General features: G+C 44.0%; 18 protein-coding genes. 16 read left to right on the forward strand and 2 right to left on the reverse strand.

Annotated features, from left to right (window positions below; genetic code table 11):
* Positions 1 to 52: 52 nt before the first annotated feature.
* From grpE to E5672_RS04315, 6 genes are all read left to right on the forward strand, one after another.
* A complete protein-coding gene (grpE, locus tag E5672_RS04290; protein ID WP_136781086.1) occupies positions 53 to 676 on the forward strand; it encodes a nucleotide exchange factor GrpE in 624 nt (207 codons plus the stop codon).
* Positions 677 to 795: 119 nt separating this feature from the next.
* Positions 796 to 2,724, forward strand: coding sequence for a molecular chaperone DnaK (gene dnaK / locus E5672_RS04295; protein WP_039216267.1), 1,929 nt, complete (start codon positions 796 to 798; stop codon positions 2,722 to 2,724).
* Positions 2,725 to 2,924: 200 nt separating this feature from the next.
* A complete protein-coding gene (gene dnaJ, locus E5672_RS04300; RefSeq protein WP_136781087.1) occupies positions 2,925 to 4,055 on the forward strand; it encodes a molecular chaperone DnaJ in 1,131 nt (376 codons plus the stop codon).
* 377 nt (positions 4,056 to 4,432) lie between these two features.
* Positions 4,433 to 4,915 carry a c-type cytochrome gene (locus E5672_RS04305; protein ID WP_136781088.1) on the forward strand — a complete coding sequence of 161 codons (483 nt, stop codon included), beginning with the start codon at positions 4,433 to 4,435 and terminating at the stop codon, positions 4,913 to 4,915.
* Between the two features lie 439 nt (positions 4,916 to 5,354).
* On the forward strand, positions 5,355 to 7,934 hold the full coding sequence (locus tag E5672_RS04310) for a GGDEF domain-containing phosphodiesterase (RefSeq protein ID WP_136781089.1): 2,580 nt from the start codon (positions 5,355 to 5,357) through the stop codon (positions 7,932 to 7,934).
* A 204-nt stretch (positions 7,935 to 8,138) separates the two neighbouring features.
* Positions 8,139 to 10,043, forward strand: coding sequence for a propionyl-CoA synthetase (locus tag E5672_RS04315; protein WP_136781090.1), 1,905 nt, complete (start codon positions 8,139 to 8,141; stop codon positions 10,041 to 10,043).
* Between the two features lie 167 nt (positions 10,044 to 10,210).
* Here the strand turns inward: E5672_RS04315 and E5672_RS04320 are convergent, their stop codons facing one another.
* On the reverse strand, positions 10,211 to 10,894 hold the full coding sequence (locus tag E5672_RS04320) for a cytochrome b/b6 domain-containing protein (RefSeq protein WP_136781091.1): 684 nt from the start codon (positions 10,892 to 10,894) through the stop codon (positions 10,211 to 10,213).
* A gap of 469 nt (positions 10,895 to 11,363) precedes the next feature.
* Between E5672_RS04320 and dapB the strand changes: the two genes are divergently transcribed.
* From dapB to E5672_RS04365, 9 genes are all read left to right on the forward strand, one after another.
* The gene (gene dapB, locus E5672_RS04325) at positions 11,364 to 12,167 is read left to right on the forward strand and encodes a 4-hydroxy-tetrahydrodipicolinate reductase (RefSeq protein ID WP_136781092.1); all 804 of its coding nucleotides are present in this window, start codon (positions 11,364 to 11,366) and stop codon (positions 12,165 to 12,167) included.
* Positions 12,168 to 12,539: 372 nt separating this feature from the next.
* The gene (carA, locus tag E5672_RS04330) at positions 12,540 to 13,670 is read left to right on the forward strand and encodes a glutamine-hydrolyzing carbamoyl-phosphate synthase small subunit (RefSeq protein ID WP_136781093.1); all 1,131 of its coding nucleotides are present in this window, start codon (positions 12,540 to 12,542) and stop codon (positions 13,668 to 13,670) included.
* 13 nt (positions 13,671 to 13,683) lie between these two features.
* A complete protein-coding gene (carB, locus tag E5672_RS04335) occupies positions 13,684 to 16,905 on the forward strand; it encodes a carbamoyl-phosphate synthase large subunit (RefSeq protein ID WP_136781094.1) in 3,222 nt (1,073 codons plus the stop codon).
* Positions 16,906 to 17,022: 117 nt separating this feature from the next.
* Positions 17,023 to 17,499, forward strand: a complete 477-nt coding sequence (gene greA, locus E5672_RS04340) for a transcription elongation factor GreA (RefSeq protein ID WP_014948981.1) — start codon at positions 17,023 to 17,025, stop codon at positions 17,497 to 17,499.
* 307 nt (positions 17,500 to 17,806) lie between these two features.
* The gene (locus tag E5672_RS04345) at positions 17,807 to 19,132 is read left to right on the forward strand and encodes a methyl-accepting chemotaxis protein (protein WP_240692160.1); all 1,326 of its coding nucleotides are present in this window, start codon (positions 17,807 to 17,809) and stop codon (positions 19,130 to 19,132) included.
* Positions 19,133 to 19,201: 69 nt separating this feature from the next.
* On the forward strand, positions 19,202 to 19,792 hold the full coding sequence (locus E5672_RS04350; RefSeq protein WP_240692161.1) for a methyl-accepting chemotaxis protein: 591 nt from the start codon (positions 19,202 to 19,204) through the stop codon (positions 19,790 to 19,792).
* Between the two features lie 124 nt (positions 19,793 to 19,916).
* On the forward strand, positions 19,917 to 21,767 hold the full coding sequence (locus E5672_RS04355) for a hypothetical protein (RefSeq protein ID WP_136781095.1): 1,851 nt from the start codon (positions 19,917 to 19,919) through the stop codon (positions 21,765 to 21,767).
* A 10-nt stretch (positions 21,768 to 21,777) separates the two neighbouring features.
* Positions 21,778 to 22,317 (forward strand): NUDIX domain-containing protein, encoded by a 540-nt coding sequence (locus E5672_RS04360; RefSeq protein ID WP_136781096.1) that lies wholly within the window; start codon positions 21,778 to 21,780, stop codon positions 22,315 to 22,317.
* A 93-nt stretch (positions 22,318 to 22,410) separates the two neighbouring features.
* Positions 22,411 to 22,800 carry a DUF3224 domain-containing protein gene (locus tag E5672_RS04365; protein WP_136781097.1) on the forward strand — a complete coding sequence of 130 codons (390 nt, stop codon included), beginning with the start codon at positions 22,411 to 22,413 and terminating at the stop codon, positions 22,798 to 22,800.
* Positions 22,801 to 22,904: 104 nt separating this feature from the next.
* Here the strand turns inward: E5672_RS04365 and E5672_RS04370 are convergent, their stop codons facing one another.
* A complete protein-coding gene (locus tag E5672_RS04370) occupies positions 22,905 to 23,354 on the reverse strand; it encodes an Hsp20 family protein (protein WP_118489684.1) in 450 nt (149 codons plus the stop codon).
* Positions 23,355 to 23,742: 388 nt separating this feature from the next.
* Between E5672_RS04370 and E5672_RS04375 the strand changes: the two genes are divergently transcribed.
* Positions 23,743 to 24,924, forward strand: coding sequence for an acetate kinase (locus tag E5672_RS04375; protein WP_136781098.1), 1,182 nt, complete (start codon positions 23,743 to 23,745; stop codon positions 24,922 to 24,924).
* Positions 24,925 to 24,968 lie beyond the last annotated feature (44 nt).

Genomic DNA, 24,968 nt, shown 5'->3' on the forward strand with positions numbered 1-24,968 from the left:
ATTTTTATGTTGTTGGGCAATGCCTAATTAAGAAAAACGTTTGGAGGTAGGCATGAGCGATAATCGCGACGTGCAGGCAGAACAAGAAAATGCAGTTGATCAAACTGTTCAAAATGCTGAAGAAGCGCAAATAGAAGCGTCGGAAGCGGAAGGCGTAGAGCTTGATGAAAATGCACAACGCATTTACGAGCTAGAAACAGCGCTTTCTGAGGCGCAAGCCACAATCAAAGAGCAGCAAGATGGCGTGCTTCGCGCGCGTGCAGATGCTGACAACGCACGTCGTCGTGCTGAAGGTGAAGTAGAAAAGGCGCGTAAATTTGCCCTTGAGCGCTTCGCGGGCGAGTTGCTACCGGTTATCGACAACCTAGAGCGTGCTATCGAAATGACCGACGGTGACAATGAAGCGGTTAAGCCGCTTTTAGAAGGTGTGGAAATGACCCACAAAACTTTCTTAAGCACTATTGAGAAATTTGGATTAAGCCTTATTGATCCGCAGGGCGAAACCTTCAACCCTGACTTGCATCAGGCGATGTCTATGCAAGAAAGCGCAGACCATGAGCCAAATACGGTGATGGCGGTTATGCAGAAAGGTTATCAAATTAACGGCCGCTTGTTGCGCCCTGCCATGGTTATGGTATCGCGTGCGCCAAGTGGTGGTGTGGACACGCAAGCGTAAGTTACGCTTTTTGCGATAAACACACAAAAATGTCAGTTTTTTTACTGACATCTATTGAAAAGGTCGGGGAATAACCCCACTAAAAGTACAGAATTAAGAAACTTTTTCGGAGACACGAAATGGGTAGAATCATTGGTATCGATTTAGGTACAACGAATTCATGTGTCGCAGTTCTAGACGGCGACAAACCTCGCGTAATTGAAAACGCGGAAGGCGATCGTACAACGCCATCAATCATCGCTTATACAAACGATGGTGAAACACTTGTAGGTCAATCAGCGAAGCGTCAGGCGGTTACTAACCCTGAAAACACCTTATTCGCTATCAAGCGTCTAATTGGTCGTCGTTTCCAAGATAAAGAAGTACAGCGCGACATCGACATCATGCCTTTCAAAATTGTAGGTGCTGATAACGGTGATGCATGGGTAGAAGCGAAAGGCGAGAAAATGGCGCCTCCTCAGATTTCTGCTGAAGTACTTAAGAAAATGAAGAAAACCGCTGAAGACTATCTTGGCGAAGAAGTAACTGGTGCAGTAATTACTGTTCCGGCTTACTTTAACGATTCTCAGCGTCAAGCAACGAAAGACGCGGGTCGTATTGCAGGTCTTGAAGTTAAGCGTATCATCAACGAGCCGACTGCTGCTGCTCTTGCCTACGGCATGGACAAGAAGCAAGGTGACAACGTTGTTGCAGTATACGACTTAGGTGGTGGTACGTTCGATATCTCTATCATCGAAATCGATGAAGTAGACGGCGAACACACGTTTGAAGTACTTGCAACAAATGGTGATACTCACCTTGGTGGTGAAGACTTCGATAACCGCGTTATCAACTACCTAGTTGAAGAATTCAAGAAAGACCAAGGCATCGACCTTCGTAAAGATCCGCTTGCTATGCAGCGTCTTAAAGAAGCCGGTGAAAAAGCGAAGATTGAGCTTTCTTCTTCACAACAAACTGAAGTTAACCTGCCTTACATCACTGCTGATGCAACAGGTCCTAAGCACTTAGCTATTAAGCTTACTCGTGCAAAACTTGAGTCTTTGGTTGAAGACCTAGTTAAGAATTCACTTGAGCCGCTTAAGCAGGCACTAGCTGATTCAGATCTTTCTGTAGGCGACATCAACGACATCATCCTAGTTGGTGGTCAAACACGTATGCCGCTAGTACAGAAGTACGTAACTGAGTTCTTTGGCAAAGAGCCACGTAAAGACGTAAACCCTGATGAAGCAGTTGCAGTAGGCGCGGCAATTCAAGGTGGTGTACTTTCTGGTGATGTTAAAGACGTACTACTTCTAGACGTTACACCTCTGTCTCTAGGTATCGAGACTATGGGTGGCGTGATGACTGTGCTTATCGAGAAGAACACGACAATTCCAACGAAGAAGTCGCAAACGTTCTCAACTGCTGAAGACAACCAGTCTGCGGTAACAGTACACGTACTACAAGGTGAGCGTAAGCAATCAAGTGGCAACAAGTCTCTTGGTCAGTTCAACCTAGAAGGTATTCGTCCAGCAGCACGCGGTGTACCGCAAATCGAAGTAACATTCGACCTTGATGCTGACGGTATCCTACACGTGTCTGCGAAAGACAAAGACACAGGTAAAGAGCAGAAGATCACTATCAAAGCTTCTTCAGGCCTAAGCGATGAAGAAGTAGAAAAAATGGTAGCTGACGCGGAAGCGAACAAAGAAGCTGACAAGAAGTTCGAAGAACTGATTCAAGCGCGTAACCAAGCCGACGGTATGGTTCACGCCACACGCAAACAGCTTGAAGAAGTTGGCGATGCACTAAGTGCAGAAGACAAAGCGCCAATCGAAGAAGCACTATCAGCACTTGAAACTGCAGTTAAAGGCGAAGACAAAGCGGACATCGAAGCGAAAACGCAAGAGCTTATTCAAGCATCTAGCAAGCTGATGGAAGCGGCGCAAGCTCAGCAAGCTGCAGCCGGTGGCGCAGAAGGTGCAGAGCAGCAAGCGTCTTCTGGTAAAGCAGACGATGACGTTGTTGACGCTGAATTCGAAGAAGTGAAAGACGACGACAAGAAGTAAACTGTTGTGTCAGGCCCGCTACCTAGCAAGATAGCGGGCCGTATAAGCAGTTCAGGCGCATCAGGAATTTCTTGTTGCGCCTTTGTTGTGTAAATGACTTGGCTTTATTGAATGTGTGTTCAGGTTATTTTCACAACAGTCAGATGTAGATTCGATGAGCATAAAATGCTTGTCGACAAAAAGTAGGATATGTAAACGATATGTCGAAACGAGACTACTACGAAGTACTCGGGGTAGATAAAAGCGCAGGCGAACGCGAAATTAAAAAGGCGTACAAAAAGCTTGCGATGAAGTATCACCCTGACCGTACGCAAGGCGATAAAGCCCTGGAAGACAAATTTAAAGAAATCCAGGAAGCCTACGAAATTCTGTCAGATTCGCAGAAACGTGCAGCATACGACCAATATGGCCATGCGGGTGTCGATCCAAACCGCGGTGGCGGTGGCTTCGGTGGTGGTGCCGATTTCGGCGATATTTTTGGTGATGTATTTGGCGATATCTTTGGTGGTGGCCGAGGCGGTCGTCAATCTCGCGCTCGCCAAGGTTCAGACCTTCGCTACAACTTAGAGCTTACTCTTGAAGAAGCGGTTCGTGGCAAAAGCGTAGATATTCGCGTACCGACGTTGGTCGAGTGTGATGTGTGTGATGGTTCTGGCGCGAAGAAAGGCTCTTCACCCAAGACCTGTCCAACCTGTCACGGCAATGGCCAGGTTCAAATGCGCCAAGGTTTCTTTGCCGTTCAGCAAACTTGCCCAACGTGTTCGGGCAAAGGCAAAATCATTGAAGATCCTTGTAACAGCTGTCATGGCCACGGTCGTAAAGAAAAGACCAAAACCCTTAATGTTAAAATTCCAGCAGGTGTCGACACCGGTGATCGCATTCGTCTATCAGGCGAGGGAGAAGCTGGGGAGAACGGTGCACCTCCAGGTGATTTATACGTGCAGGTTCATGTTCGTGAGCACGATATCTTTAAGCGCGATGGCAACAACCTGTACTGTGAAGTACCGTTAAGCTTTACTACGGCAGCCCTTGGCGGCGAGCTAGAAGTGCCAACGCTAGATGGGAAAGTAAAACTGAAAATCAGCCCTGAAACGCAGACTGGCCGAATGTTCCGTCTACGTGGTAAAGGTGTTAAATCAGTGCGAAGTGGTGCCATGGGCGACTTAATGTGTAAGGTTGTGGTTGAAACACCAGTAAACCTATCATCTCGCCAAAAGGAACTACTTCAAGAGCTTGAAGAGTCGATGGGTAAAGCGTCAAGCAAGCATAGCCCGAAAGCGCAAGGCTTCTTTGACGGCGTTAAAAAGTTCTTTGACGATTTAACTAACTAGTTTCTTAGCACTCATTAAGCATCAAAAGCCCTCAAATTGAGGGCTTTTTTGTGCCTGAAAGCTAGACTACTGTTTGTGAAAAGGAAATTGGATTGCAGATAAGGCATTAACTGAGTGACTGTCCGAAACTGTACTTTTAATTGGTAACTAACTGGTTAAGCCTTTACTTTGTAAAGTTAAAGTAAGTGGGTGTCCGTTTTACACTGAAAAATTATGTGTTGGCAGATTTACACGCGGCTAATCCCTAGAATGTGCCTATTCACCGTTATATTTCTTGCGCTAAAACGAACTATTCGTCACGATAGACATATAAGTAGAGGGTAAAGTATTTGCGTACATAACCGCAGATAATAAATTATTCAAAAAAGGGAACAGGCATGAAAATTTTTAATAAAGCGATAATTATTGCAACAACCGTTGGTGCTATATTATCGACTTCAGCAACTGCTGAAGTAACCGAAGCGTCGTCAGAAAAACACGCAAAAGCAGCGACTCAGTACCGTCAAGCTGTTTTTCAGTTAGTTCGAAGCAACATGGGTCCATTGGGTGGTATGGCAAAAGGCGCGCTGCCTTTTGACGAAAGCGTAATGCAAACCAATGCTGTGCGCCTTGAGCAGCTTGCCGATATGATGGGCGACTATTTAGCTGTCGACACTCGCAAGTTTGACGTTGAAACGGGTGCTAAAGACGAGATTTGGGAAAACTTTTCAGACGTGGAAAAGAAGGTGATGGCGCTTAAAACGGCTGCGCAGGGCTTACAAGCGGCAGTCGAAGCTGGTGACGAAAGTGCATATCGCGGTGCCATCGGTAAAATAGGTGCAAGCTGCAAATCATGCCACGACGATTATAAGAAAGACTAATCTTTCGGTGCTGTTGATCGTAAAGCCTCGGCGATACTCGACAGCACCAAGTTTCCTTAATGGCATGTAGTGGTAAGCTGACTAGCTCACTAACATAGTTAGGTGCCGTTCAATAGTACATGTTCTAACATCCAATTTCTGACATTTAACTCATTTCTTTTAATGCTTCATCGAGCCGCAAATCCAAATAAACTGCTGGAAAATTATACTATTTTTGTCTATGTTTATGGGTAAACAACGGTCGTACTAGTAAAGTACTCTTACTCTAAACATTTTACCTGCACTAATTTCTACCAATATTCATAAAAGTAGGTAAATGGTCACCGTTGGAAAATAACGAAGCGTTAATTTGTCCGATACACACCATCTATTAAAATATAGACATGGTGTATCGCTCTCTGTTTATGCCGAATTTGATTATTTTCGAGGGATTGATTAGATGGACTTACGCAGTGAGCGCATGTTGTCGACGATGCGCACTACGCAGCATAGTATTTCTGCGTTACTTACTGAAAGCAAAAATAATACGGAGTCACCGTGTATATTACTGGCTTCTGTAAACCCTAATAGCGGTCGAGCAACGGTTGTTGTGAGCGACAACGATCACTCGGCCGTCGAGTCACTCAACATTGTTGTCCCGTCTCATACATTACTCATGCTGCCCCTTACGCCATTGAGTGCACCATTACCTGTAAGAGATTTTACTTTACCTGAGCCAATTGAGCATTTTTGTGAACATTACGTTGTGCTGGCAACGGTCAAAGACATGCAAAATGAAGTAATGGGCGTTGTTTTTACGTTTGTCCGGCACAGTAACTTAACTGCGCAGCAGCATGCTTACATTGATATTTTGCGTCAGAAGGTCGAATTAAATTATCTTTACGAGCTAGCCAGGCATCCGTATTCAGATAAGCTATCAGAGCAGTTATCGTTACTTGAAGAAGTGAGTGCTATTTCAAAAGTAGGTGCGTGGCAAATAGATAGATTTTCAGGTGCCTTTTCTTCAACTCAAATCTTGAAAAGTGTGTTGGGACTGCTGCATTCGAAAAGCATTAACTTACACGATGTCCTTGAGGTGGTATCTAATCACGACATTGATGACCTCAAGTTACGGGTGTTCAAAGCTGTAAGATCAAACAGGCAATTTGAAAAGCATTTCAATATTACTGACAAGCAGGGACGAAAAAAGAGCATAAAGTTAACCGTGTTTTTGCAGGTTGAGCGCCAAGAAAGCTTCGGGCTAAAGCTTACACGTCTTTATGGTGTGGTACAGGATGAAACGGAAGTTCAGCGACTTTCCGATTCCCAGCATAACTACACAGACTATCTTACCAACCTGTTAAACAGTACTGATAGTGTAGTACTTAGCGTCGACAAAAATGGCACGATTTTGTTTGCCAATGAAAATGTCACTTCTGTTTTGGGCTTTGAGCCCGAAGAACTAATTGGGCAAGACATCAAACTTCTGGCGACAAAAATACAAAACAGTGACGAACCTTCATATCTATTAGATTTGGACTTAGGAGTAAAACGTTGCTCAGATGTCGGGATGATTAGCGAATGTTTGCGTCACAAAAATGGCAAACGGATCGTGTGTGACGTGAATTTGAAATCGTGCTTTGTAGATACGCAGAATTTGGTGGTAGCCACCATTCGTAAAGTTTCCCATTTACATTTTGAAGTCGACCGCTTTAAACAATTAGCGCTTTTTGATCCCTTAACAGGTTTGCCCAATGTTCATAATTTAGAACAATATCTTATTGAAAATAAATCAGATAATTTATCTGAAAAAGCGCTCTCAGTCTTTATTCGAGTCAGTATTGTTAATATTAGAGAATACGAAGATGCGTTTGGAGAACCAACCGTCGATTACATACTGCGAATATTAGCGAGCAGGTTTGTTCGTGCCTTTAATGTAACTAAACATATAGATGTTAGTGTATTTAAGTATCATCGCGGCGACTTTGTTCTTCACCTTCATACTCGCTTAACAAATGATAATGAAGCAAAAAGCGCAGCAGAAAAGTGTGTACGCTTCCTTCGTGAAAATGTTTTAGTGCCTATAACTTTGCATAACAGCGCGCTCGCCATAGATACACAAGCGGTTAGCTGTGCTATTCCCGCTAAGTATTTCTCATTTAAAAAAATAAAAGAGTTTTTATTCAGAAAACTTGATAAAGAACACAGTGTTTACTTGGATGAAGAAAAAGAACACCTTTATTCGCATACCAGTGAAAGTGACATAGACCGTTATAACTATATACGGCGCTCTTTAAGTAGAGCTGTTACTGGTAGTGAATTATTTATAGCGCTTCAGCCTCAATACAATAGCGCTGGAGGCCTTGTAAGCTCAGAAGTATTGCTAAGATGGAAGCACCCAAATCTTGGTGTTATCTCTCCCTCGGAATTTATTCCCATTGCTGAACAAAATGACTCTATCGCCGACATCGGATTATGGGTTTGTAATGAAGCTTGCAAATTGCTCAGTGAATGTCAGTCAAAAAACATAAACACCAAACTGTCGATTAATGTGAGTGCAAAGCATTTGGCACGAGCTGATTTTGTCAGCAAGTTTGTTGCCATCGTCAACAGATGGAGAGTGGAGCACAAGTGTTTAACATTAGAGCTGACGGAAGGAGCGCTAATAAAGGGCATCAGCATAATTCAGCGTCGAGTCCGAGATTTGGCACAGCAAGGCTTCAGTTTGTCTATTGACGACTTTGGTATTGGTGATTCGAATTTAAACTATCTACAAGACCTTCCAATAAAAGAGCTGAAGGTAGATAGAGTTTTTATTGAAGCAATAGAGGGGTCTGAAGAAAAAAACATATTGGTTACTAATATTTGCAACATGGCAAAGGCGTTAGCGCTTAACACGGTGGCTGAAGGCATAGAAACTACTGGGCAGCTCAGCGAAGCGAAGGCTTGTGGTTGCAGCACATTTCAGGGTTTTTACTTAGATAAGCCAATGAGTGTGGATGAATGGCGTAGTAAAGTTTCTGACTTACAAACCAAGTAATGAGTGTGAATCTATAATGTTGAGGCTGAGCAATATTTACAGGCAATGTGGCCTTTTTCAGTAGATCAAGTGTCATGTGGGTATTGTTGCTAAATGTTTAAATATATGTAAATCAAATTGTTAGTTGGTCTACGCCTTAAGTCTTATAAGCAGGCCTGATTGAACTGAAGTAGGGTATTTATAAACCTTACTCAGGACATGGTTATGACTTATAAAACAGAGTATATCGCTTCTACTCACCACCCCGATGAGTTTTGGTTAGAACAAGCACGCAACATAGCGTGGTTCAAACCTCCACAAAAGGGATGCCAGAAAACCGATAATGGTTATTATGATTGGTTTAGAGATGGTCAGCTCAATACCAGTTATTTGGCATTAGATCATCATGTTAAGAATGGCCGCGGCGATAACGTTGCCCTTATCTACGATTCACCTCTTACTCAAACTATCCAGCGTTTCACCTATAACGAACTACTTGTTGCTGTGTCTAAGTTTGCAGGGGGCTTGGCTCGCCTTGGAGTCAGCAAAGGAGATCGCGTTATTATTTATATGCCGATGATCCCTCAAGCGGCAATAGCAATGCTTGCGTGTGCTCGTCTAGGGGCAGTGCATTCGGTTGTCTTTGGCGGTTTTGCAGCGAATGAACTGGCTGTAAGGATAGACGACGCGAAGCCAGTGGCTATCGTTACTGCATCGTGTGGCATCGAAGGAAGTAAAGTTTTACCTTATAAGCCTCTTGTGGAAGAGGCGATTGAATTAGCTAAACACAAGCCGCAGGCGTGCGTAGTGTTTCAACGGGAAGAGCTTATCGCTACATTAGACGAAGAGATTGATTACGATTGGCATGCCTTAGTTAAGACAAGTGAACCGGTTCCTCCCGTTACTGTTGATGCCACAGACCCTCTCTATATTCTTTATACTTCCGGCACCACAGGCAAACCCAAAGGCGTGGTTCGTGATAACGGTGGACATGCCGTCGCGCTTTACTATTCAATGAACGCCGTTTACGGCATAAGTGAAAACGACGTATTCTGGGCTGCGTCTGATGTGGGGTGGGTGGTCGGTCACTCTTATATTGTCTACGCCCCACTTATAAAAGGCGCGACTACCGTACTGTATGAAGGTAAACCTGTTGGTACCCCAGATGCAGGGGCATTCTGGCGCGTGATAGAGTCTCACAAGGTAAATGTACTTTTTGCAGCACCTACAGCGTTTCGAGCAATTCGAAAAGCCGACCCAGACGCTGCGTTTTTATCTAAATATGACACGTCGAGTTTACGCACTTTGTTTATGGCGGGTGAACGATTGGACCCGCCAACGTATTACTGGACGAACGAGAAGGTGGGGGTGCCGGTTATCGATCACTGGTGGCAGACCGAGACTGGCTGGCCAATTTGCTCAAACCCTGTGGGGCTTGAATACATGGAAACAAAGCCCGGTTCGTCAAGCTTACCAACGCCTGGGTTTAACGTGAAAATACTAAAAGGGTTTGATACACAGCAATCACCAGGTGAAAAAGGGGCTATAGCCATCAAGTTACCACTCCCCCCAGGATGCCTGTCTACAATATGGCAAGACCATCAACGGTTTGTTGATGGCTATTTACGAGAGTTTGATGGGTACTACAGCACGGGAGATAACGGCTATGTAGATGAAGAAGGCTATGTATTCATTATGGGCCGCACCGACGATGTCATAAATGTTGCTGGCCACCGCTTGTCTACTGGTGAAATGGAAGAAGTGCTTGCAGCGCACCCAGACATTGCTGAGTGCAGTGTAATCGGTATTAATGATGCACTGAAAGGGCAACTACCCGTTGGGCTTGTTCTACTAAAAGACGGTGTGAGTGTGGATGAAAAAGCGCTAGAACAAGATTTGGTTCAGCGCGTTCGCGACAGAATTGGGCCTGTGGCATGTTTTAAAAGGGCGGTTGTGGTAAACCGCCTGCCTAAAACTCGGTCTGGAAAAATCCTTCGAAAATTACTGCGCCAAATTGCTGCAAATGAATCGATTACCGTTCCGTCAACCATTGACGACCCTTCTAGTGTTAGAGAAATAGAATCGATAATGCGTGACAAAGGGCTAGTAAAAGAACCGAGTGCCGTCTGATTTAGGAGGTAAAACTTTTCATTACTAGCGAAAGGTTGAGAACGGTAGATAACAGCAGTGTATAGAAACGAAAAGGAGCGAAAGCTCCTTTTTTTTGATTTTGTGCGCCTACTAATGCGCCATTGTCGGCTTAGATAAAGTCTGGTGAAAAAACATTGTCGTGCCGTTTAGTAATAATATTCATCTACCTGAGGCGTCGGCGGGTAAACTTCAATTGCTACGTATACAACAGCTGCAGCAACAACTGCAACGATAAGTGCGCGTAGCAGTCGAGAATCTGAAATACCTACGGTTTTCGACATTTTATTGCCATGTACCATGGCGGGAACGAGTTTTTGTTTCTTGTACACGCTGTAAAATATAACTGCGCCAATATGTAGTGCGATAACATAAAGTAACGCGTCAAACGCAAGGTGATGCAGTGTGTTCATCACATCCAACGTTTCTTTATTGGCCAATTGCCGGTAGGGGCCATCTAAGAAAATGTCGTCGGTCATAAATAACCCAGATATGGCTTGTATGGCTAAGAGTACAAGCATAACAATAACAAACCAGCCGCCCAGTGGGTTGTGGCCAATAGCAGGTTCTGACTGCCTGTTAAACAGCGTTTTCATATAGTAAAGAACGGTTTTTGGGCCAGTGACAAAGTTACTGAACTTAGCGTGTTGCGTGCCAACCACTCCCCAAAGAAGACGGAAAACAATAAGGAACAAAGTGAAATAGCCTATATAAAAGTGCCACTGTACTTTGTTTTCAAGCCATTCAACCGTGGCATATTGAGCTAATAGGCTCGCGACAATAAGCCAATGGAAGAGGCGGGTGGGTAGGTCCCATACTAAAGTTTTCTGCATAATAAATTCATTCGCGCTTAAGAGGCCAGTTACACTTTGCTGTTAAACAATCTTCGTAAGAAATAGTTTAAAGGCTTTCGTAATAAGTTCTGAGTAATAGCCTCGCTCAATAGACTAGTTAAAACAAGTAAGCTTAACTACATAAAACTTTGTTTTGTCTGAAAACGGCGAAAAAGCACCTGTAAATGATAAAGGCAAACTACACTCCATTATGCATTTTTTAAGCGGTCTCTCTGCTATTTAGACCTAAATCAACGATAAACAGTCCTTACTGTATTTGCGAGTTAGGGAAGCTTAAATAAACGCTTTTGCTAGGGTGAATTGCTATCTAGGTGAATAGGTAGAAAGCACAAACCATTCACTCGGTTTCTAATTATGCGTATTTAATATGAATCTCACATTGCAATAGTGACGGCATTTGGCAAAATGCCCGATAGTTGAAGGTTTATAAAAGTGTAAAACGAGAAAAATGAAAGTAGGATTATTCGGCGCCAACGGGCGCATGGGAAGAGTATTAGTAGAAGCGCTAGATTTAAGTGAAGATGCCGAACTTAGCGTCGCGACGGTACGCGATGATTCACCTTGGGTTGGAATTAACGTAGGTGAACTGGCTGGAATTGGCAAAAAAGACATTGATTGCACGGCGTTATCAGACTTAAGCGGTAACGATGCTGATGTAATGATTGACTTTACTCTGCCTTCGGTAATTGAGAGTAACCTCGCATGGTGCGTGCAAAACAATATGCCGGTAGTTATTGGTACGACGGGGTTGAACGATGCACAGTTAGCGGCTTTAGATGAAGCGGCAAAGCACATTCCTATTGTATTCGCTGCTAATTATAGTGTGGGCGTGAACTTAATGCTTTCGCTAGTTCGTCAGGCTGCAAGTGTATTAGGTGAAACGGCAGATATCGAAATTACCGAAGCCCACCATAGATTTAAACAAGACGCGCCTTCAGGCACAGCTATTGCTATTGGTGAAGCTATTGCCGACGAATTAGGCCGCGATTTAAAAACCTGTGCTGTATACGGCAGAGAAGGGAAAGAGCCAGAACGCGACCAAGGTACCATTGGCTTTGCCACAGTTCGCGCGGGCGATATCGTCGGCGAGCATACCGCATTATTTGCGGATATTGGTGAACGTTTAGAGATTACGCACAAAGCATCAAGCCGTCTAACTTTCGCAAAAGGTGCTGTTCATGCAGCAAAGTGGTTGTATGGAAAACAACCTGGTCTATACTCGATGGTTGATGTTCTGGATTTAAAGCTATAAGCGTTTATAAAGGTTGGTGTGAAACCGTTTGGGTTTACGCAAACTTTAAGACGTGACTAAAGTGTTAAACTAAAGTTGCACTTTAAATGAGCAATAAGCCGTACTTTCGGTGGTTCTGCGCAAAAAAGGTGGTAAAAGCGGTATTTTAATAAATTATTACAAATAAATTTGCCATTTTCAGTCAGTGATGTATACTCGCCGGAATTTGCCAGAATTTCGTATTCTGAAGCCGCTAAAATGGCTGAAGAGTGCGGTTTTATTAGCTGCAAAGATCGTAAAACGGGAAGCGTTGTTATCAATAACTCCCGTTTTTTGTGGGGTTTGTGCAGAAAACTGCACAAACACATAGTTATCCTTAATCTGGAGGTTGACTTGGCTAATTCTGCCCTTTTGGTGTTAGAGGATGGTTCTGTTTTTAAAGGTACGGCGATAGGCGCTACAGGCTCCGCCGTTGGGGAAGTCGTTTTTAATACTTCCATGACCGGCTATCAAGAAATTCTCACCGACCCATCCTACGCTGAACAACTCATCACCCTTACTTATCCACACATTGGCAACACCGGCACTAACGAAGAAGACGTCGAAGCAGATAAAATCTGGTCGAAAGGTCTAATCATCCGTGACCTACCTCTCGTTGCTAGTAACTTTCGTCAACAGCAAACTTTGTCTGAATACCTAAAAGCGAAAGGCGTTGTGGGTATTGCCGACATTGATACACGTCGCTTAACGCGTATCTTGCGAGACAAAGGTGCACAAAATGGCTGCATTATTTGCTCTGATGAATTAGACGAGTCTAGCGCACTAGCGCAAGCGAAAGATTTCCCTGGCCTAAAAGGCATGGATTTGGCAAAAGTAGTAAGCATTACTGAGCCGAAGACGTGGACGGAAGGCAGTTGGGAACTTGGCAAAGGCTACGTAACACCAAGCGAGTTCAAGTATCACGTTGTTGCTTACGACTACGGTGTAAAAAATAATATTCTTCGCATGCTAGCTGACCGCGGTTGTAAAGTTACGTTAGTACCAGCGCAAACCCCTGCAGAAGATGTGCTTGCCATGAACCCTGATGGTGTCTTTTTGTCAAATGGCCCGGGCGACCCAGAGCCATGTGACTACGCAGTAACAGCAATTAAAACTATCGTCGAAACGGGCACGCCAGTATTTGGTATTTGTCTTGGTCACCAGCTGCTTGCAATTGCAAGTGGTGCAAAGACAGTGAAGATGAAGTTTGGTCACCACGGTGCAAACCACCCGGTGAAAGACCTTAAGCGCAATGTAGTTATGATCACCAGCCAAAACCACGGTTTCGCTGTAGATGAGTCTAGCTTGCCAGATAACCTAGAAGTAACTCACATTTCGTTGTTCGACAAGTCGTTGCAGGGGATTCACCGCACCGACAAGCCTGCGTTCAGCTTCCAGGGTCACCCTGAAGCCAGTCCAGGTCCTCATGAAGCGGCGCCGTTATTCGACCACTTCATCGAACTTATTGAACAACACAAGCAGTAGGAATTAGCCAACTATGCCAAAACGTACCGACATACAAAGTATTCTTATCATTGGTGCTGGCCCTATTGTGATTGGCCAGGCTTGTGAATTCGATTATTCAGGCGCGCAAGCGTGTAAAGCCCTTCGTGAAGAAGGCTACCGTGTTATTTTGGTTAACTCTAACCCAGCAACCATTATGACCGACCCAGAAATGGCAGATGCAACTTACATCGAGCCTATTCACTGGGAAGTGGTTCGCAAGATCATCGAAAAAGAACGTCCAGATGCCATCTTACCTACAATGGGTGGACAAACTGCACTTAACTGTGCGCTTGAGCTAGACAAGCACGGCGTACTAGAAGAGTTCGGTTGTGAGCTTATCGGTGCAACGGCAGATGCAATCGATAAAGCAGAAAACCGCGAGCGCTTTGACAAAGCAATGAAAAACATCGGCCTTGAGTGTCCACGTGCGGAAATCGCGCACAGCATGGATGAAGCGCACGATGTACTAAGCCGCATCGGCTTCCCTTGTATCATTCGTCCGTCTTTCACCATGGGTGGAACCGGTGGCGGTATCGCGTACAACATTGATGAATTTAATGAAATTTGTCACCGTGGCTTAGACCTTTCTCCTACCAACGAGCTTCTTATCGATGAATCGTTGCTGGGTTGGAAAGAGTACGAAATGGAAGTAGTACGCGATAAAGCAGATAACTGCATTATTGTATGTACTATCGAAAACTTCGATCCTATGGGCGTGCATACTGGCGACTCAATCACAGTAGCGCCGGCACAAACCCTGACTGACAAAGAATTCCAGCTAATGCGTAATGCAGCGATGGCTGTACTGCGTGAGATTGGTGTTGAAACCGGCGGTTCAAACGTACAGTTCGGTGTAGATCCGAAAACTGGCCGTATGGTTATCATCGAGATGAACCCGCGTGTATCGCGTTCATCAGCACTTGCTTCGAAAGCAACAGGTTTCCCAATCGCGAAAGTAGCAGCGAAACTTGCGGTAGGTTACACGCTAGATGAATTAGCAAATGACATTACAGGTGGTTTAACGCCGGCCTCTTTCGAGCCGTCTATCGACTACGTAGTGACTAAGATCCCACGCTTTAACTTTGAGAAGTTTGCCGGTGCTAACGACCGACTGACTACCCAAATGAAGTCTGTAGGTGAAGTGATGGCCATTGGCCGTAACCAGCAAGAATCACTACAAAAAGCCCTTCGCGGTCTTGAAGTAGGTGCGACAGGCCTTAATCCAATGGTTGACCTTGAAGACCCTGAATCACGCAATAAAGTGGTTTATGAACTTCGTCAACCTGGTGCAGAGCGTATTTGGTACATCGGTGATGCATTCCGTATGGGCATGACGGTTGAAGAGGTGTTTAACCTTACTAATATCGACCGCTGGTACCTTGTACAGCTTGAGGACCTTATTCTTCTTGAAGCAAAAGTAGCTGAGCTTGGTTTACCAGGTATTGATGCTGACTTCATGCGCGCACTTAAGCGTAAAGGTTTCTCTGATGCGCGTCTTGCTGAGCTAACCAAAGTGGCAGAAAGCGATATTCGTGAGACTCGTCGCGGTTTTGGTATTTCTCCTGTCTACAAGCGTGTAGACACTTGTGCAGCAGAATTCTCTACTAGCACAGCTTACATGTACTCAACGTATGACGAAGAGTGCGAAGCAGCGCCAACTGACAAAGACAAGATCATGGTATTGGGCGGCGGTCCAAACCGCATTGGTCAAGGTATTGAGTTCGACTACTGCTGTGTTCACGCGGCGCTTTCAATGCGTGAAGACGGTTACGAGACTATAATGGTTAACTGTAACCCTGAGACAGTATCTACCGATTACGACACGTCAGACCGTCTGTACTTCGAGCCAGTAACGTTGGAAGATGTACTTGAAATCGTTGCTAAAGAGCAGCCAAAAGGCGTTATCGTGCAATATGGTGGCCAAACGCCACTTAAACTTGCCCGTGCACTAGAGGCAGCCGGTGTACCGGTTATTGGTACGTCGCCAGAAGCGATTGACCGTGCTGAAGACCGTGAGCGCTTCCAGCAAATGGTGAACAAGCTTAACCTTAAGCAGCCTGCAAATGCCACCGTAACAAACGTTGAGCAAGCGCTAACTATGGCTGAAGAGATTGGCTTCCCACTGGTTGTTCGCCCAAGCTACGTGCTAGGTGGTCGTGCGATGGAAATCGTGTATGACATCAAAGACCTTAAGCGTTACCTAAACGAAGCGGTTAAAGTGTCTAACGACGCGCCAGTATTGCTAGACCGTTTCTTAGATGATGCTATTGAAGTTGATATCGACGCTATTTGCGACGGTAAAGACGTAGTGATTGGCGGCATCATGGAACACATTGAACAAGCGGGTGTTCACTCTGGTGACTCTGCGTGTTCATTACCTCCACACTCGCTTTCAAAAGAGATTCAAGATGTCATGCGCGAGCAAGTTAAAGCCATGGCGCTTGAACTTGGCGTAGTCGGTCTGATGAACACACAGTTTGCGATTAAAGATGGTGAAGTATACCTAATCGAGGTTAACCCTCGTGCAGCTCGTACCGTTCCATTCGTATCTAAGGCTACGGGTGTCCCTCTTGCTAAAGTTGCCGCACGTGTAATGGCTGGCGTGAGCCTAGCCGAGCAGGGCGTAACAGAAGAAGTGATCCCACCTTTCTACTCTGTGAAAGAAGTGGTGCTTCCATTTGCTAAGTTCCAAGGTGTTGACCCACTGCTAGGCCCAGAGATGCGCTCTACGGGTGAAGTAATGGGCGTTGGCGATACCTTTGAAGAAGCCTATGCTAAAGCTAACTTAGGTGCCGGTGCGCCACTACCTAAGCAAGGTAAAGCGCTTATTTCAGTACGTGATACCGACAAGCCTCGTATGATTGCTCTGGCAAAAGCGTTAGTAGAAGCAGGCTTTAGCATTGAAGCTACCCGCGGTACAGCTACCGAGCTTTACGATGCAGGCATCATGAGCACTGTGGTTAATAAGATGTCTGAAGGCCGCCCTAACATTGTTGATGCAATCAAAAACGGCGAATACGCGTATTTGATTAATACAACAGAAGGTCGCCAAGCCATCACCGACTCAGTGTACATTCGTCGTGAAGCTTTGGTAAACAAGGTGACCTACACCACGACAATGAACGCTGCGTTTGCAACTATTCGTGCTAAGTCTGCTGATGACCGCAATAAAGTGGCGTCAGTTCAAGAACTACACGCTAGGCTGAAACACTAATGACATACGCTAGGATACGAGGTATCCTAGCAATATTACATTTGTGTGAACGAATAAAAAGTGCGCCTTCGCGGCGCACTTTTCTGTTTAAATTACTAGCTAAGCGAGACGGTATTCATGAGTCAGTATCCAATGACAGCGCGCGGCGCTCAAATGCTGCGTGACGAATTAAATGAACTAAAAACAAAAACACGCCCACGTATTATCGAGTCAATTGCCGAAGCACGTGAGCATGGTGACTTAAAAGAAAATGCTGAATATCACGCAGCCCGTGAGCAGCAAAGCTTCTGTGAAGGCCGCATTCAAGATATTGAAGGCAAGCTTTCAAATGCACAGATTATCGACGTTACCAAAATGGAAAATACGGGTAAGGTTATTTTCGGTACTACCGTAACCATTCTAAACGTCGATACCGATGAAGAAACCACCTACCGTATTGTTGGTGATGACGAAGCTGATATTAAGAACAACTTGATTTCGGTAAATTCACCTATCGCTCGTGGCCTAATAGGCAAAGAGCTTGATGACATGGTAACTATTCAAACGCCAGCCGGCGCAGTTGAAGTTGAAATCATCGAAGTCGAGTACATTTAATCTCGAGGGGCTAGCGGTGCAATACCGCTGGCCTTTATTGAATCTAAACATTCCTCTCAGTTGATCCTATATAACTAACCTTTACTCCTTTGATTTTCACCTTGTTTTGTATTTTTTAGTTTTGGTAATAGTGGTCCTAAATTAGACTAATTTATTAGAACAAAAAGCCTCAATTTCCTCGTTACTGCCTATACTTCAAAAGTGTTTTGAATTTTATTGACAGAATACTTCGACAATTCACGCTTCGCTAAAGCAATTTCCAAGTATTAGGTTCGGTATTTAAGCGCCCGGAATGGAGGCCAAAACCTTGACTATTTTTAGTAGACTATCCGTTGTACAACTTACGTTGATTGGAACAGGGACACTTTTTCTTTCCATTGCATTTTTAGCATATAAAGACATCAGTCAACTCGTAAAGGATATGTCATCCGCTGAACAAGATAAGCGTTTGGTGATGTTAGTCAGCGCAGTAGAAAGAGTTGCCCATCACCATGCGGTTGAGCGTGGGCTAACAGCCGGATATTTAGGAAACCCGAATTCAGATTCTAAGCAAAAGGTTGTTAATCAGCGCGAAAATGCAGATCAAGCCTTTCAAAGCCTTAAATCAATTTACAACGAAAGCTGGTCTGAAGATCTTGGTATAGACGTTATATTACAGCCCCTTTTTAAGGTGGAGGCAAACAAAGGGGAAATAAGGAGAGCCGTCGATTCGTTAAGTGGTACTGAAGCGTTTGGCTATTATAGTGAATTAAACAAGCGCGCTCTGAATGCGGCTAATGCGTTTACTATTTTGCTTAGTGATCAAAAATCTAAACAGCATTTGCTGCAGGGGCTTAATCTTGCTCGCTTGAAAGAAAGGCTTGGACAGCGCAGGGGGAAAATAAACGCTGTGTTAGCAAAGCAAAGTATTAACCCCAATACAAAAACTGAAATTAACAGTTATACCGACGATATCAGTTACCTAGCGGAAAAGCTGACACTCGGATTAACCGGTGAGTTCAAATCCGAATTTGCTAGTTCAATATCTTCGTCTACATCAACGCAGGTTGAATCAATTGCTGCCAATGTTGTAGCAAGTGATGTAAATTTCGCTTCCTTGCCAAACAATAATGAGTGGTTTACGTTGGCAACGGCTCAGATTGGCCAAATTGCAAAGATCCTTGGCGGCGTTTTAGAAACAGCAAAACAAGATTCTAATAGTAATGTCGCTGCCGCAACGTCATCGCTAACCGCGATTGCTGTAATTATTGTTGTAGTGACACTATTCATCGCACTTATCTACCGCGTATTGATAGGTATTATCACCCAGCAACTCAGCATCTTGGTTTCAAACCTCGACAAAATCGCTCAAAAAGGCGACCTGACTATCGATGTATCAATGAGTACAAGTAATGAGTTGGGAGAAATTTCACGCTCGGTAAATACTACTATTCTAGCGCTACGTGACCTTATCAGAGGGCTAGGGCAATCAATTGGTACTAGCACAAGACTTTCTGGAAAATTAGAGTCGGCATGTGCAGAAATGTTGAGTGATGCTGGAAATACACAGCAACTCACTGCGAACATCGCTTCCGCGATAGAAGAAGTCGCCGTAACAAGTCGTGAAATCGCCAGTTCTTCCCTAGATACGTAAAACGCAAGTAAGAGGCTAGATAAGCTAGCCGATCAATCGCTAGCAGCCAACGACAATATCCGAAATAGTATGACAGTGTTGTCAGAGGATATTCGTGGGGTTCAAACCAACGCGGCACAGATGGAATTAAAAGTAACGGAAATAAGCACTATTCTAGAGACTATTAACACGCTTTCTGATCAGACTAACCTGTTGGCACTGAACGCTGCCATTGAGGCTGCGAGAGCGGGTGATCACGGTAGAGGGTTTGCTGTAGTAGCTGACGAAGTAAGAAAATTAGCACAAAGCAGCCGGGAGTCGTCGGACAAAATTTCCACACTACTTGTTAGTTTAAAAGAGGCAAGCGTTATCGTTGTCAATGACATCAATAAGAATGTCAGTTCAATCTCTACGTCTATGGACACCACGTTAGAAGGGCGGTCCACCGCTGAGAAAGTAAAGGAAGCTGCAAGTGAGCTAGAAAACATGGCGAACAACATGTCTTCTGCTGCTGAACAGCAATCTGTCACCACCGAAGAGGTGGCTAAAGATGTTGTTTCTGTAGAAGAAGCTGCCCGACATGAGCTCTATATTGCTGAGCAGTTGTCAGAACTCTCAAATGAAATGCAGCAAAATAATGACTTACTACAGCGCACCATTGATGGGTTTAAAGCAGATTAAGTTGTCACGCCTATTCTGAACTTGCAAAGGACTGTTTTCTATTGAGTGAGAGACAATACGAATTTATTGCTCAATCTTCTTACAGTAAGTATGCTTTTTCCTTTTGTTTTTGAAAGGATGCATCATGGCTTATGATTTTGGTTCTCAGACGTTAGGAATAAAGAACCCATTTAAGACAGAGGGGACGCTTAGAACATTGGGTGGTGTTTTAACGCTGCTATTAGCGGTTTACGTTGTTTTCTCGGTGCCAGCCATATTTGAAGCTAACAAGGTAAAAGGGTATACCCTGTTAGCGGTAAGCTTTATTTTAGTCGTATCGGGAATACGACATACGGCAGTTGGTATCCTTCAACTGATGCGCTTTTTTGTTGGAAGAACAGTTCCTACATCTCTGGCGTATAATTTCTCAAAATCTGAACAAGACGCTGCCCAGGCAGAGAAAAAATCCCTGCTTTATTCAAAAGAGTCGCTGCACTCTATGCTTATGGGTAGAAGAAACACTACCTTTGAGGAGCCAAAGGGCTGGCTCGCTCGTTTAGTCCACAGCATTTTTCCCAAACTTGTTTTCTTACCCTACCCGTTACGCCATCTTGCCCAAGAAATTCTCGCTATGGGCGCGACACTTATCGTAGGCTTGGTCACCTACGCAATCGTTTATTTTCTTGTTAGTAATGGCTTTGCTGGGGAAGTAGCAAAAATTGTCGTTATGCCCATTCTTTCATTGCTACTGCTTATCTATTTTGTCGCCAATTGGACATCCACTGCGAAAGGGATCCACAACGAAGGAAACTCCCAACTTGCTAAAGCTGGTGGGTTATCGATTGGCGTAATCATTGGTCTAGCTCTGGTTGTTCCTCTAGGAGCGGGTGTGTTCCTTGACGGTGTAGTGGGGAGCAACATCGATGAGCTTAAAACTTGGTCAGAAGAACATGCCTTTTTTAGCGCTTGGCTAAATTTCATCTATCTGTTCATCAGTATTGGGGTCGTAATAGGTTTGGTCTTTCCATTACTTAAAAAGCGCATGGATTTAGTAACACCTCAAACCGAAGTCAGTGAATTTAGAGCAAACATGCAAGAGTCTGTTCATCCCAATGAGATTTTTATCAATATAGAAAACATCGTGCTTGCCAACCGTCGTTACAAGGAAGTCCCGAACAGAATATACGCCGATTTTGTTCCTAAGCTTAAAGAGCAGGCTGAAGGGAAGGGTAGTTTCGAAGGGGAATTACTGATAGAAACTCAGCCAACCCTAAGTGAAGGGTTGGCGTTGCCCAAAAGTGCGAAAGTCGCGTTAAGTGCTATAGCGCAAGTTGCCGTTGTTGCTGCCGCGGTATTGTTTTATGCATCGGGAGTGCAGCTAGCCGAGCTACTTCATTTAATTATCAATATTGGTGTAGATAACAGTGCACTACTTAATAATGCTTTTAGTATGGTGAACACCTTGCTCATGCTGATTTTTGCGTGGCTTACTTTCAGAGCGGCAGGCAGTATTTTGAATAACGCCTCTCACATGTTTTGGGGCGAGCTGAACTTTAACTCTTTGCTTATGTACATGAAAACTGAAGGGACTTATACGGAATCGAGAGTTTCAACAGGGATGGCTATCCATGATTCTACTCGTTCTGAAAACGTTGTAGTAAGAAGCAGTATTACACCTTGGATCATAACTAGCCGAATCAACACATCGATATTTGCCACTAGCGGTATGAATAATTTGGAGGCTCCGCGTTTTGTTATGGGAATGAACAAAAACGACGGCGAACTGACCGAAATTGTTGATGAAATAAAAGCGTTCTTGCGCGGTAGAGAAACCATCGCTTCAATCACGAACGAATCGGACTTAGCGAATGCGAGTACTATCCACCAAGTTAATCAACAAACCAGGGCGTTCAATAAAAACTCTGACGAGCGCTTATCGCTTAAAGAAAACGAAGAAAGTGCAGGTTTTCTTAGAAACGAAAAAGACGGCGAATGAGGACAAGAGTATGCCTGAAATTACAACGCTAGACTCAAAAGTGGTGTACCAAAACAAATGGCTTCGCGTTAGAGAAGATAAAATTCGTCGAAGCAGTGGAAACGAAGGTATTTATGGCGTAGTAGAAAAGCCTGACTTTGCCATTATTTTGCCTATTGAGGGTGATACTGTGTACATGGTCGAGCAATATCGCTATACCATTAAAGAGCGACAGCTAGAGCTCCCTCAGGGAGCATGGGAGAGTAACCCCGATGCAGACCCAGTTCAACTCGCAAAAGGTGAGCTTAAAGAAGAAACGGGTTTAACCGCTAGTTCTATGGAATATGTGGGCTTTCAATATTTAGCATACGGCTTTTGTAATCAGGGATACCACATTTATGTGGCTAAAGGTCTTACCCAAGGTACACAAAAGCTAGATGCTGAAGAGGAAGACCTACGCGTAGTTTCACTTTCTTTGAACGAATTAAAAGAGAAAATTAAAACAGGCGAAATTAAGGACGCGAGTACCTGTAATGCTGTGGGTTTAGCCATGCTTAAAGGGTTTATTTAAACGCGCTGTTACATTTCTCAGGCTGTCTTTTTCTGCACAAGAGGTTAGTGTAGGTAAAATGACTATAACGCTAATAATATAAAAGGGATATTCATGACAATCGAAGGAAGCTTCTCCATTACACAATGGGATGAAGACACACTTAGTGAAAAAGCTGAAGGGATCAAGCTGTCACACGCAAGCATCAAGCAGGTGTACTCCGGTGAAATGAGCGGAGAGTCGAGTGTTGAGTTTTTGATGTCGTATCAATCTTTGATGTCAGCTAAATTTACCGGGTTCGAAACCTTTGTTGGTGTGATAAACGGTGCACGCGGTACGGTGACTTTCCAACATAATGGTAAGTTCGAAAATGGTGTTGCCACTAGTGATTTCGTATCTATTGAAGGTACCGCAACGGGAGAACTAGCAGGGAAAAGTTTTCAAGGCAGCTTCAAGTCCGGTGAGTCAGGTAAAGCAGACTACATCATTGAATCAGAAAGTTAATGTGTATGCAGCAAGCATTCTGTATTTTCGATAGTTGTGCAAAATAAAAAAACGGCGCCGTGAGGCGCCGCTAAAAGTTGGGAAACAAACCAAGAAACTAATTGTTAATTTTCTAATAGGCGAGAACCTATTTCTATTTGACGAGGCTTCTTGGCTTCAGGAATGACTCGCTCCATATCGATATGTAGTAGGCCATTTTCCATATCTGCAGCTAACACTTTTACGTGGTCGCCAAGTTGGAATTTACGCTCAAAGTTACGTTCTGAAATGCCTTTATGTAAGAACTTACGCTCTTTACTTTCTTTGCTTTCCGCTTCCGTTTTCTTCGTGCCAGTAATTGTTAACGTATTTTCTTCTACTTGAATAGAAACGTCATCTTTACTAAAGCCTGCAATAGCCATGGTTACACGATACTTGTCGTCGCCAAGTAACTCGATGTTGTATGGCGGATAGGTGCTTTGCTTCTCTGCACGAGATGCGGCATCAATTAAAGACGCTAGATGGTCAGAACCAATGAATGAACGGTAAAGTGGAGATAGATCGATAGTACGCATAGTCATATCCTCAAAATTAAGCAATATGTTTAAAAATAAAGTGCCCCGATTTTTCGGCGGCGGTTTTGTCGACCTGACTGTTCAGCGCCGACAAATCATATATAGGAATGGCCCAAATGCTTTTCAAGAAAGAAAGTTGATTTTTTTTCAAAAAAATAGCGGCAATCACTTAAATGCATGAAATTAAAAAGATATTTTTTAAGTAAAATTTTAAAAATATGTCTTTGTTGTCGTGAATTCACGAAAGCTTGCTATAAAACCCTATATAAAATAGGTGTATGCGATAATTTTTATAAAACATTTAGCATTTGTTTAACCCCTCTAATTGTTTAGAAATGCTACAATTGGTTAAACAGAATGTCTTACCACTTTAATTGAAATTAAAAAAATGAAAAAAGAAGTTATTGTTTTAAACTGTGGCAGCTCTTCAGTAAAGTTTGCCATTATCGACGCAGATACTGGTGAAGCAGGTCTTTCTGGTATAGCAGAAGCATTAGGCAATAGTGATGCGAGTTTATCGTTTAAACTAAACGGCAAAAAAGAGAAGCAGGCATTGCCGGAAAAAGCAGGGCATACCGAAGCGTTAAACGCCATCTCTGAAATTATCGCAAACACAGGTGTTCAGCCTATTGCAATCGGACACCGTGTTGTACATGGTGGCGAAAAGTTTAAAGGCGCAGCCTTAGTTGATGATAGCGTACTAGAAGCAATCGAAGATTATGCGAGCATGGCGCCGTTGCATAACATGGCTAATCTAAAAGGCATCGTTACTGCTCAAGCTGCATATCCAGACCTACCTCATGTTGTAGTGTTCGACACTTCTTTTTTCCAAACCCTTCCCCAAAAAGCTTTCATTTATGCGCTGCCTATGGCGCTTTACCGTGAGCATGGCATTAGACGTTATGGTTTCCACGGAACCAGCCACAAGTTCATCCTTGATAGCATGGCAAAAATTCTTGAAAAGCCAGTTTCAGATACCAGCATTATTAGCGCGCACTTAGGCAATGGCTGCAGTGTGTCGGCTATAGAAAAGGGTGTGGCGGTAGATACAAGCCTTGGCTTTATTCCTCTTGAAGGCTTAGTTATGGGCACCCGCTGCGGTGATTTGGATCCAAGTCTGCCAGGCACATTGCAGAAAAAACTGGGTAAAACCGCAGACGAAATTAGCGATTTATTAAACAAGCAGTCTGGTTTACTCGGTATTTCAGAGCTAAGCAACGACTGTAGAACCCTCGAAGATGCAGCACTTGAAGGTCATGAAGGCGCTTTGCTTGCAATCGAAATCTTCTGTTATCGTCTAGCCAAATACATTGCCGGTTATATGGTTGCAGTGCCAACCTTGGATGCTATCGTCTTCACTGGTGGTATCGGAGAAAACTCATCGCTTATTCGGGAAACCACGATGGGATATTTTGCTCATTTCGGAATTAGCCTTGATGAGCAAAGAAATACCGACGCGCGATTTGGTCAAGGTGGCAAGATAACGACCGATTCAGCATCAACCGCCGTTTATGTCGTCCCGACTAACGAAGAATGGGTTATTGCAGCAGAAGCAGCAACCTTCGCGTAAATTCAATTAGCAATGCCAATGCGTAGGTGTTGGCAATAGCAGGA

The organism is Alteromonas portus (assembly GCF_005117025.1).
Lineage (GTDB): Bacteria > Pseudomonadota > Gammaproteobacteria > Enterobacterales > Alteromonadaceae > Alteromonas > Alteromonas portus.

What these genes read in the sequence shown, in the direction of transcription:
- dapB (WP_136781092.1), top strand. Translation starts at nt 11,364, where the DNA reads ATGAAAGTAGGATTATTCGGCGCCAACGGGCGCATGGGAAGAGTATTA.
- E5672_RS04310 (WP_136781089.1), top strand. Translation starts at nt 5,355, where the DNA reads ATGGACTTACGCAGTGAGCGCATGTTGTCGACGATGCGCACTACGCAG.
- carB (WP_136781094.1), top strand. Translation starts at nt 13,684, where the DNA reads ATGCCAAAACGTACCGACATACAAAGTATTCTTATCATTGGTGCTGGC.
- E5672_RS04365 (WP_136781097.1), top strand. Translation starts at nt 22,411, where the DNA reads ATGACAATCGAAGGAAGCTTCTCCATTACACAATGGGATGAAGACACA.
- greA (WP_014948981.1), top strand. Translation starts at nt 17,023, where the DNA reads ATGAGTCAGTATCCAATGACAGCGCGCGGCGCTCAAATGCTGCGTGAC.
- E5672_RS04305 (WP_136781088.1), top strand. Translation starts at nt 4,433, where the DNA reads ATGAAAATTTTTAATAAAGCGATAATTATTGCAACAACCGTTGGTGCT.
- E5672_RS04315 (WP_136781090.1), top strand. Translation starts at nt 8,139, where the DNA reads ATGACTTATAAAACAGAGTATATCGCTTCTACTCACCACCCCGATGAG.
- E5672_RS04350 (WP_240692161.1), top strand. Translation starts at nt 19,202, where the DNA reads ATGACAGTGTTGTCAGAGGATATTCGTGGGGTTCAAACCAACGCGGCA.
- E5672_RS04355 (WP_136781095.1), top strand. Translation starts at nt 19,917, where the DNA reads ATGGCTTATGATTTTGGTTCTCAGACGTTAGGAATAAAGAACCCATTT.
- dnaK (WP_039216267.1), top strand. Translation starts at nt 796, where the DNA reads ATGGGTAGAATCATTGGTATCGATTTAGGTACAACGAATTCATGTGTC.
- dnaJ (WP_136781087.1), top strand. Translation starts at nt 2,925, where the DNA reads ATGTCGAAACGAGACTACTACGAAGTACTCGGGGTAGATAAAAGCGCA.
- E5672_RS04375 (WP_136781098.1), top strand. Translation starts at nt 23,743, where the DNA reads ATGAAAAAAGAAGTTATTGTTTTAAACTGTGGCAGCTCTTCAGTAAAG.
- E5672_RS04320 (WP_136781091.1), bottom strand. Translation starts at nt 10,894, where the DNA reads ATGCAGAAAACTTTAGTATGGGACCTACCCACCCGCCTCTTCCATTGG.
- E5672_RS04360 (WP_136781096.1), top strand. Translation starts at nt 21,778, where the DNA reads ATGCCTGAAATTACAACGCTAGACTCAAAAGTGGTGTACCAAAACAAA.
- E5672_RS04370 (WP_118489684.1), bottom strand. Translation starts at nt 23,354, where the DNA reads ATGCGTACTATCGATCTATCTCCACTTTACCGTTCATTCATTGGTTCT.
- grpE (WP_136781086.1), top strand. Translation starts at nt 53, where the DNA reads ATGAGCGATAATCGCGACGTGCAGGCAGAACAAGAAAATGCAGTTGAT.